The organism is Flavobacterium sp., assembly GCF_049318325.1.
GTDB lineage: Bacteria > Bacteroidota > Bacteroidia > Flavobacteriales > Flavobacteriaceae > Flavobacterium.
Genome location: NZ_JBMOGQ010000136.1, coordinates 1 through 5,653 on the forward strand (window position 1 = coordinate 1; position 5,653 = coordinate 5,653).

At 31.5% G+C, this 5,653-nt stretch carries 5 protein-coding genes; all 5 read left to right on the forward strand.

The annotated features are described in order from the left end of the window. Window positions 1-788, forward strand: a 788-nt coding sequence (locus tag ACOYLP_RS10295; RefSeq protein WP_422856084.1) for a homing endonuclease associated repeat-containing protein, incomplete at its 5' end; no start/stop codon positions are given. A 58-nt stretch (window positions 789-846) separates the two neighbouring features. Continuing rightward, complete coding sequence (locus ACOYLP_RS10300; RefSeq protein WP_422856085.1) at window positions 847-2,490, forward strand: hypothetical protein; 1,644 nt, start codon at window positions 847-849, stop codon at window positions 2,488-2,490. Between the two features lies 1 nt (window position 2,491). Continuing rightward, window positions 2,492-3,238, forward strand: a complete 747-nt coding sequence (locus ACOYLP_RS10305; RefSeq protein WP_422856086.1) for an alpha-ketoglutarate-dependent dioxygenase AlkB family protein — start codon at window positions 2,492-2,494, stop codon at window positions 3,236-3,238. Window positions 3,239-3,240: 2 nt separating this feature from the next. Next, window positions 3,241-4,731 carry a hypothetical protein gene (locus ACOYLP_RS10310; RefSeq protein WP_422856087.1) on the forward strand — a complete coding sequence of 497 codons (1,491 nt, stop codon included), beginning with the start codon at window positions 3,241-3,243 and terminating at the stop codon, window positions 4,729-4,731. A gap of 1 nt (window position 4,732) precedes the next feature. Then, window positions 4,733-5,455 (forward strand): hypothetical protein, encoded by a 723-nt coding sequence (locus ACOYLP_RS10315; protein WP_422856088.1) that lies wholly within the window; start codon window positions 4,733-4,735, stop codon window positions 5,453-5,455. Window positions 5,456-5,653: the final 198 nt, after the last annotated feature.

The following is a 5,653-nucleotide window of genomic DNA, read 5'->3' on the forward strand; positions in this document are numbered from 1 at the left end:
AAATCAGTATGAAGCAATATGAAAATCGATTTGGAACATGGACTGATGCGATTGAAAAATTCTGCCTATCTAATGCCGAATTTATAAGTTGTTCAAATAAAAAGGGATTGAACGCAACTAAAAAGTTATTGTTACAAGAGTTAATTAGGATAAAAGAAGAATATAAAATAGATACTTTACAACAGAAAGATTTAAAGAAATATAGTAGTTATTCTATTACAACCTTTCATAAACATTTTGGAAGTTGGCGAAAGGCATTACATAGTGCTAAATTAAAAGCAGGAAGAGAAGTGCCAACGGAACTTGATTTATTTGATGAATTACAAAGTGTTTGGGAGAAACTAGGTAGACAACCTTATACCTCTGATATGAACAGATTGAGTAAATATTCGCATAACCATTATTCTCGTAAGTTTGGTAGTTGGACAAAAGCCATTTATGCTTTTAATAAAGATAGAACAAATGGAGATGTTAAAATTAATAATTCCGTATATCAAGAAAGAAAAGAGGATGAAAAAATTTCTGAAAATATGATACTTAATAAACCTGAATATAAAAACGTCAAATTAATGATAACACCAAGAAACCCATCAGGCCGTTTGAGATTTCTAGTATTCAATAGAGATGGATTTAAATGTAAATGTGGCAGAAGTCCATCAAGTGATTCCACAATTATTTTACATGTTGACCATATTATACCTTATTCAAAGGGTGGAGAAACCTTGATTGAAAATCTTCAGACATTATGCAGTGAATGTAATTTAGGAAAATCTAATTTAGAGCCATGAAAATACTGCACATACGGTTAACTGTTGCACAATTAGCCTCAATTTAGCGACAACGCTAATGAAGTTTCTAAAAAAGATATGGAGAAAATTCAGAGGTATATTTATAAAGCGACCTCCTTCGACTGAAAAAATCATTTCAGAAGAAAAAGCTGTATTGGAACGACCAGTAAATACAACTGAAATATTTACACAAATTGCCGAATCCGAAAATAAAAACGAAAGAGCAAGTTTGATTAGTTTAATTGCAAAACAGAAAACAGCAGAAAGCATTATCGAATTTGTAGAGCAAGGCGGAAAAACTATTACAGTTAATAAAATAGGCAAAAAAAGACTTTACGAATTATATGAGTTAAGGGCTGAACTGCAAATTTTGGAAGAAAAAAGAGCAGTACTTGAATACGCTGAATCTAAAATATTATTTGCGGATTACCCAGACACTTTATTTATTGAAAGACGAGTTGATTCCTTAACCACTCTTTTTTATAAAAATAAAAGTGATGACAAGGTCGAACTTTCAAAAATTTCCATTTCGGCATTTGACAAATCGTTTCAAAAACTTGAAAAGCTATTAAACGATAAATCAACGCTTCGCAGACACGCAACCAGAGAAAATGTAAAACAAAAACAAGAGGAGATTTATAAAAATCAGGTAAAGAAAAAACTTTCAACTCTTGAAAACTTTATAAATCAAAACAAACTTGTAGAAGCCAAAACGCTTATCAAACTACTTTCTAATTCTATAAATCCCAACCTGCAAAATGAGTTAGCAAGGCTGACAAAAGCCAAAGAAATTTACAAGGAAAAAGAATTTTACAACTATAAAAAGCAGGCAGAAGAACTTTTAAAACAACAAACGGAAAAAGTAAGAATAATTAAAGAATTACAAGAACAGAAGAAAAACGAAGAAGCATTTGAAAAAAGGAAACTAATTGAGAATCAAACAGATTATTCAATTCAACTTCAATTTGATAAAAATGATTTTAGTTGCAATACTATTTTAAAGCATAGGAAACAAAATAATTTACATGAAAATTTAGAAAGAGGTGTTGCTTTGCTTAATGGAGATAAAGAACTAGAACAGTATATATATTCATTTGGCAATATGCATATCGCAAAACTAAAATCTGCATTTCAGTTTTTAATTACACCTAATAATTTTAGGCATTCAACAGAGCAAATTGAAATATTCGATTGGGGATGCGGTCAAGGTCTTGGAAGCATTGCATTAATTGACCAATTGAAAATTCACAAAAGCAAAAATGGCCTAATTGATAAAATAACACTTATTGAGCCTGGAACAGATGCATTAAAAAGAGCAGCTCTTCATGCTAGTCTAGCTTTGAAATCAGAAAGCAAAATCAATCCTATAAATAAATACATAGATACTACTCTGAATGACAAAGATTTGACTAATAAAAAACACTCTATTAAAATTCATATCTTCTCGAACATAATAGATGTTAATGAAGTTGATGCTGATCTTATAAATGAATTGATAACTGGCAAAATGTCAGGAGTTAATTATATAGTCTGCGTTGGTCCACGATTCGGGGATTCGAAAGACAGAAAGATGAAATATTTTGCGGATAGTTTCAAATATTGTAACGACTTTAAAATTATTTCAAATAGAGAAGATGGGCAAGGATGGAATCATCACAAAACATGGACAAGAAAAGAGATAATACTTAAAATAAATTTATAACATGAACTTATTCTGTAATGATGATAATTTTTTACCAATAGCATTGCCCAGCACAACGGGTTATGATTATAGGTGGGTTGAATCAATAAAAATGTTTGAAATAAATATTCCTAATGGCAAAGTATTATACAATCCTACCTATTTTGACAAACTAACAAGTGATTACTATTTAAAACATTTACTTGCAAATAGTAATAATTTGGAACCGCTTAAAACAGATTGGAGATTGTTCGAAAAAGAAAAATTAGATGCAATTAATTTTGTGAATATAGGATGGCATCATGACTCTATAAAAATGTATTGCAAAGATGTTTTTTTGCCGAGATATTCTGCATGGCATGGAGATAGCGACAAACCTTATACATATTCTGGTCTCACATTAAGTCCCAAACCTTGGTATACAGGACTTTTAGAAATAAAGAAAAAAATAGAAATCACTGCAAACACAGAATTTAATAGCGTCCTTTTGAATTGGTATAGAGATGGTGCCGATTATATTGGTTGGCACACAGATGCCGAAAGAGAATTAGGTAAAAATCCAATCATCGGGTCTGTCAATTTTGGAGCCACAAGAAATTTTCAAATTAGAAGAATAGACAATAATGCGGAAATAATATCTTTTCCCTTGTCACATGGCACAGTTTTAATAATGATGGGTGAGCTTCAGCATTTTTGGCAACATGCCGTACCGAAAGAAAAAAAGATAAATACCACAAGAATAAATTTAACCTTCAGAACAATTAAGTAATCATGGAATTTGACATCATATTTATATTAGCATTAATTGGCTTACAAGTATTTGTATTTGCCAATGTTTATAAGAAAATAATTTCTTTTAAGCGATTTTTTCCAAGTTCTTTTAAGCACATTAAAATTCAGAGGTTCACAATTACAAAATCTATTTTAACCGACCCCGAATTATTCGACAATTATTTAGACACCTTTTCAAATGAAGTCCAAATAATTGAGGAATCAGATGATGCCGAACAGGTCGAGCTTTTAGTTATTCCTAATTCAACAAAAGCGAATCATTCCCACTTTTCAGAGGTAATAAAATCTACTAACGCCTACTTGTGCAAAAACAAAGGAGCATCAGCAGACTTTGGTATTTTAAAGGATACTTGCGAAAGACATCTTGAAAAGGTTGACAATGAAATAGGGAATCTCATCAATGTGCCATTGTATATAGGATTGGCAGGAACATTTGTGGGTATCATTATTGGTTTGTGGGGAATTGATTTTTCTGCAACTACTGAAGGAACGACTACTACAATATCCTCTGCAAGTATTGGACAGTTACTAAATGGTGTTATTGCTGCAATGTTTGCAAGTTTGGTCGGCTTGACTTTTACTGTCATTAATTCAGCTTTGGTTTACAAACCAGCAGCCTATAAAAATGATACAGACAAAAATCATTACTACGATTTTCTTCAAAGAGAACTTCTTCCATTTTTAAATATTGGTGTCTCTAAATCACTTGGAAGTTTTAAAGACGTTTTAAATCACTTCATCATCAAGTTTGGTGAAAACATGGATGATTATAAGGATTCAGGACATTTATTAAATGAAAACTTACAAAAACAGCAAACGGTTCTTGAAGAAATAAACAAGTTAAGTTTAACAAGAACTGCAACTAAAATTGCAGAGGTATTTGCAGACCTTAAAGAATCAGCAGAACATTTAGAAAAATTTCAAGCGTATCAAAAGGGCTTAAATGGTTATGTCGACAAAACAGAGAAAGTTGCCCATGACATGAATGTAATCATTGAACAGTTTAAGGACTTCAATGTAAATCTTAAAGCAATAAGCAACAATAGTGTTGCCACAATCGAATTGCAGAAGCAATTCAAAGATTCTTTAGAAAAACACTTCCCTACTATAAACGACCATCGAGAAGTTTGGCGAACCCAAGTTGATGAACTTAATCAAGATATTAAAGAGGTTTACAAAGAACTCAATAGTTACTTTAAAACATCAACTGAGCAAATTCAATCCTTTATTGGCAGTAACAACAACTTTTTCACAGGAATTAATGAAATACAAAATGCCATTAAAATATTTGTAGAAAACTCTTCCATTCAAAAAGATGAATTCAATGTTTTGAAAGATCAGATTGTAGAAATGCGAAATGACTTCAAGGATTCGCAGAAGCAGTCCATTGAAACAAATAAGGCACTCATTGACGCTATCATAGACTTGAAGAAAACCATTAGTAAAATAGAAATTCCAATAGAGAAGTAAAATGGCTAAATCTAACGAGAAAAAAAAAGACTTCTTTTGGTTAAGCTTTGCAGATGTAATGACTAGTATGTTTTTCGTCATGCTAGTTCTTTTTGTTTTGGTTTACACTATGCAATCAAAAGTAATAGAGGATGCCAGGCAAGCCAATGAAAAATTAAAAGCTTTAAATGAAAAACTTGGAAAGACTGAAGAAGAGAGAGAAAAATATTTAAAAGCATTAGAAGCTAAAGCTGAAGAACTAGAAAGAATAAAAGCTATTGATGCAGCAATAAAAGAACTAGAGAAAGGAGGTCTATATGAATATAATACAACTTGCAAACGTTTTGAACTCAAATCAGATATTTTGTTCGATCAAAATAGTGCAGTTATTCCTAATTCTGTGAAAAGCAACTTAATATTAGCAGGTCGTCAACTTAATGATTTATTACAAAAGTATCAAGGTAATCAACAAGTGAAATTTATTGTAGTAATTGAAGGAAGAGCGGCAAGACACGAAAATGCAAGACTAAATTTGCAATATAAAAACAATGTAAAAGATTTAGGTTATAGTCGATCATTAGCTCTTTACAACCTTTGGATGGATAATGGTATTACACTTAACAATAATAACTCGGAAGTCTTTATTTCTAGCACTGGATTCGATGGCTTATGCAGATATTCAGGCGTAGAAGAAGGAAAAAACAAAAGATTTATCATTCAGGTGATACCATATTTAATTAAATAGCGAACGCATTTGGTGGGGTAAGTGCCTGGTTTTTTCATACTGAGGTGGTCTAAAAAACTAGACAGTAAAAGAAGCTCCTATAAGCTTATCCACGCTACTTATGATTGATTAATGGCTACTGGACTGCCTACCGATACCGATATTATGGCCAAAGCAGTTAAAAAACCCAATGGAAATGATGCTCATGAACAAATCGTT

Excerpts from the sequence above, each read along its gene's own strand:
- ACOYLP_RS10300 (WP_422856085.1), top strand. The coding sequence starts at position 847 with ATGAAGTTTCTAAAAAAGATATGGAGAAAATTCAGAGGTATATTTATA.
- ACOYLP_RS10305 (WP_422856086.1), top strand. The coding sequence starts at position 2,492 with ATGAACTTATTCTGTAATGATGATAATTTTTTACCAATAGCATTGCCC.
- ACOYLP_RS10310 (WP_422856087.1), top strand. The coding sequence starts at position 3,241 with ATGGAATTTGACATCATATTTATATTAGCATTAATTGGCTTACAAGTA.
- ACOYLP_RS10315 (WP_422856088.1), top strand. The coding sequence starts at position 4,733 with ATGGCTAAATCTAACGAGAAAAAAAAAGACTTCTTTTGGTTAAGCTTT.